Below are 2,898 nucleotides of genomic sequence, written 5' to 3'. Positions count from 1 at the left end.
ATAATGAAGACTTACTAATCTAAGGAGAGTTCCATGTTTGATGAAACCACTGAGACCACCGAAGACACCGAGTCCAAGATCAACCCGATCTGCGTCGTTGCAGGTTCCGTGATCGCCACCTATGCGGGCTACCGCATTTGGAAGGCAGTCCGGAATCATCGCCGCGCCCAGACGGTTGTCGTGGAGACGGTCGTCGTCGAGGAGCAGCCGGTTCCCCAGAAGGAAACTGCTGGATCGAAGTCGTAAAGGACGGCCCTGAAAAGGGCTTTCCTTTTTTCTATTTTTGTAAGGAGGTGAATTATGCAAGACCTAGATATTGAAGCAGTGCTGGCCGAACTTGGTGGAAACATTGAGGGCGTAGCACGTCAGCTAACGCGCAAGCGTAGGACTTACAGTTTAAACGAGCTCGAGTCACTTCGCCAGACTCTGCTGTCAAACGCCGGAACGATCGAGGCTATCATCCGTATTCAGAAGCACGATATGGGAGAGAGTCTCGCAGAAATTACATAGATTATAGTGAGAGAGATCACCTAAGACGTGACCTGAGATGCGAATGGCGGGAGTACCACCCCTCCCCCAGGAGTAGATGACCGTAGTGATTTTCGGCAGATCCATCTACCTCTCTCTTTTTATTTTCTGTCCACCTATAAGGAGATCAATGCCTCTATTCAGCAATCGTTCATTCCTTGTGAAGATGATCTCTGACAAAGATGCACCAGAAGGCGAGCCAGTTGAAGAGACGATTGATCTGTTCAAGATCAAAGATCATTTCTTACAGTATGCGCCCTATTACATACTTGCAGCTGGCTTTGCTTGGAACTTGAGCCAGAGAGGATCTGTCAATGTTCCTACTGATGGCTCTATGGTCAATGTACGACCTATTGCTATCTTGGCAAGGCAAGATGTAACCATCACAGTAATGCAACCAATACCGCAGAATAAACATGCCCTATAATGGAGGAGAGATTTGGCGCATCAATTGGGATGCTAGCTACGATTCACTGTAGACTAAGATCTCCTCATTTATTTTTCTGTCTAATCTCAAGGAGTAATTATGAATGTGTATGTGCAGCAGCGTAGGAAGTACGGCTTCTGGAAGTTTATGGGCGATTGCCTGATGGTGTGTTTCACAGGTGGCCTATGGCTGATCTGGATCTTCGTGAGGGAGATGAGGAAGAGGTAGGCGTGATTATATTTTGGGTCGGACTCGTACTGGCTATCTGGTTCGTTATCTGGCTAAGCAGTGATTATATTTACGACCATGTAATGGCATATCTAGAAAGAAGGAGACGTCGTGGCCATCACCGGTTTCATTAGCAAAGTTGGAAAAATCGCAGGTAACAATCAGTCAACTATCCTCACCGGTATGGGCGTTACTGGCGTCGTTACAACTGTCATATTTACCACTCGTGCAACTTTCAAAGCTGCAGAACTCATTGAACGAGAGGAACGTAAAGCACAAGATTCAACAGGTGACTTGGAATATGAACTCAATACGAAAGCCAAAGTCAAACTCATCTGGCCGCTCTATATCCCGCCAGCTTCCGTGGCCGTTACGACAATTGCGGCGATTGTCATGGCGAATCACGAGGCATCGAAGAAGATTGCAGCTCTCACCGTTGCTTCAGGAATCTCTGAACGAGCGCTCCAAGAGTACAAGGACAAAGTTATAGAGAAGCTTGGAGACAAGAAGGCAGTGGATATTCACGATTCGATTGCTCAGGATCGAGTCAACAAGACGCCTCTGAATACTCGAGAAGTCATCATTGCCGGTACGGGTGAGGTTCTCTGTTTCGACATCACAACTGGGCGATATTTTCAAAGCTCCGTCGAGGAGATTCGCAGGGCTGAGAACAAGATCAACTTCGAGATCATCAATCACATGTACTCAAGTCTGAGTTCATTCTACGATGAAATCGGATTGCCGCCTACGCCATATTCTGACACAGTTGGTTGGAATGGCAATGAGCTGTTCGAAGTAACGTTGTCCACAGTTCTGTCTACGGACAATCGTCCATGTATTGCAATCGATTTTGTGCGTGCTCCGTTTGCTGAGTACGACAGACTATGGTAAAGGAGCAGGGTGCTTAAGAAGACAATCACGTACACAGACTTCACGGGAGAGAAAGTCACGGAGGACTTCTTCTTCCACCTGTCCAAGGCGGAGTTGATCGAAATCCAGATGAATTACCCTGAGGGTGGCATTGGAGAAGCCATGCAAAGGGCACTTGAATCGAATGACACCAAGAAGATATTCAAGGAGTTCAAAGATCTTGTCCTGATGTCGTATGGCAAGAAGTCTCTGGACGGCAAGCGGTTTGTGAAAACTGCAACTAATCGGGAAGAGTTCGAATCATCAGAAGCATATTCTGAGCTGATGATGAGTTTCTTTGTGAATGCCGATTCAGCGATTGATTTCTTCAATGGTATTCTGCCTGAGGGATTTGTCGAGCAGATGGCTGAGTTGGGGGCAACAGAAAACACGCAGGCTCAGATCCATGAGCTCGTACCCAAAGCCGAACCGATGCGCATGACAATGACGGAGGTAGGGCTGTACCAGAACAAGCAAGAACTGACGGACAAGATTGTAGCTGGTGAAATCGTCATAGTTGATGATTGAATTTCAGGGGGACTTGCGCTCTCTGCGCCCCCAAGGTCGCTCAGTCTTAAACGACAGAAAATGGCGCCATGTGCCCCGCAGACAAAACATTGCCTATAACGAAGATACCACTACTTTAGGAGCTATTAATGCTTGGTTATGAGCAAGTTAAACTTATCAAAGCCGTTGCTAATATCGCCACCGTGTTGAGTGTATCGAAGATCACCAAAGACGTTATCACCAATAACACTGATGTCATTACAGGTGCGGATCAAGCCCGTGTCTGGTTTGGCAGCTTT

5 protein-coding genes are annotated in these 2,898 nt (G+C 47.1%); all 5 read left to right on the top strand.

Features of this window, described 5'->3' with window-relative positions; all coding sequences use genetic code 11:
- Nucleotides 1-33 precede the first annotated feature (33 nt).
- On the top strand, nucleotides 34-246 hold the full coding sequence (locus tag VH187_RS12285; protein WP_329701737.1) for a hypothetical protein: 213 nt from the start codon (nucleotides 34-36) through the stop codon (nucleotides 244-246).
- A 54-nt stretch (nucleotides 247-300) separates the two neighbouring features.
- Nucleotides 301-510: a hypothetical protein gene (locus tag VH187_RS12280; protein ID WP_329701736.1), complete on the top strand. Its 210-nt coding sequence runs from the start codon at nucleotides 301-303 to the stop codon at nucleotides 508-510.
- Nucleotides 511-586: 76 nt separating this feature from the next.
- Nucleotides 587-955 (top strand): hypothetical protein, encoded by a 369-nt coding sequence (locus tag VH187_RS12275; RefSeq protein WP_329701735.1) that lies wholly within the window; start codon nucleotides 587-589, stop codon nucleotides 953-955.
- 339 nt (nucleotides 956-1,294) lie between these two features.
- The gene (locus VH187_RS12270) at nucleotides 1,295-2,074 is read left to right on the top strand and encodes a DUF6353 family protein (protein WP_329701734.1); all 780 of its coding nucleotides are present in this window, start codon (nucleotides 1,295-1,297) and stop codon (nucleotides 2,072-2,074) included.
- Between the two features lie 9 nt (nucleotides 2,075-2,083).
- Nucleotides 2,084-2,620, top strand: coding sequence for a hypothetical protein (locus VH187_RS12265; protein WP_329701733.1), 537 nt, complete (start codon nucleotides 2,084-2,086; stop codon nucleotides 2,618-2,620).
- Nucleotides 2,621-2,898: the final 278 nt, after the last annotated feature.

The organism is Scandinavium sp., assembly GCF_036271055.1.
GTDB lineage: Bacteria > Pseudomonadota > Gammaproteobacteria > Enterobacterales > Enterobacteriaceae > Scandinavium.
Note: the sequence above shows the minus strand (reverse complement) of the source record. Positions and strands in the feature narration are given on the sequence as shown.

Bases quoted from the DNA above. Each gene is read 5' to 3' on its own strand.
- VH187_RS12275 (WP_329701735.1), top strand. From the start codon at position 587: ATGACCGTAGTGATTTTCGGCAGATCCATCTACCTCTCTCTTTTTATT.
- VH187_RS12285 (WP_329701737.1), top strand. From the start codon at position 34: ATGTTTGATGAAACCACTGAGACCACCGAAGACACCGAGTCCAAGATC.
- VH187_RS12280 (WP_329701736.1), top strand. From the start codon at position 301: ATGCAAGACCTAGATATTGAAGCAGTGCTGGCCGAACTTGGTGGAAAC.